Annotated in this window: 1 protein-coding gene; it reads left to right on the top strand. The window is 52.9% G+C overall.

Annotation, left to right across the window (positions count from 1 at the left end; genetic code table 11):
* Window positions 1-63: 63 nt before the first annotated feature.
* Window positions 64-716 (top strand): IS6-like element IS26 family transposase (locus PG883_RS23650; protein ID WP_170695631.1); only part of this gene is annotated, 653 nt, incomplete at its 3' end.

The following is a 716-nucleotide window of genomic DNA, read 5'->3' as shown; positions in this document are numbered from 1 at the left end:
GGCACTGTTGCAAATAGTCGGTGGTGATAAACTTATCATCCCCTTTTGCTGATGGAGCTGCACATGAACCCATTCAAAGGCCGGCATTTTCAGCGTGACATCATTCTGTGGGCCGTACGCTGGTACTGCAAATACGGCATCAGTTACCGTGAGCTGCAGGAGATGCTGGCTGAACGCGGAGTGAATGTCGATCACTCCACGATTTACCGCTGGGTTCAGCGTTATGCGCCTGAAATGGAAAAACGGCTGCGCTGGTACTGGCGTAACCCTTCCGATCTTTGCCCGTGGCACATGGATGAAACCTACGTGAAGGTCAATGGCCGCTGGGCGTATCTGTACCGGGCCGTCGACAGCCGGGGCCGCACTGTCGATTTTTATATCTCCTCCCGTCGTAACAGCAAAGCTGCATACCGGTTTCTGGGTAAAATCCTCAACAACGTGAAGAAGTGGCAGATCCCGCGATTCATCAACACGGATAAAGCGCCCGCCTATGGTCGCGCGCTTGCTCTGCTCAAACGCGAAGGCCGGTGCCCGTCTGACGTTGAACACCGACAGATTAAGTACCGGAACAACGTGATTGAATGCGATCATGGCAAACTGAAACGGATAATCGGCGCCACGCTGGGATTTAAATCCATGAAGACGGCTTACGCCACCATCAAAGGTATTGAGGTGATGCGTGCACTACGCAAAGGCCAGGCCTCAGCATTTTATTA

Origin of the sequence: Aeromonas sp. QDB25, assembly GCF_027707725.1 — a bacterium.
Taxonomy (GTDB): Bacteria; Pseudomonadota; Gammaproteobacteria; order Enterobacterales; family Aeromonadaceae; genus Aeromonas; species Aeromonas caviae.
Note: the sequence above shows the minus strand (reverse complement) of the source record. Positions and strands in the feature narration are given on the sequence as shown.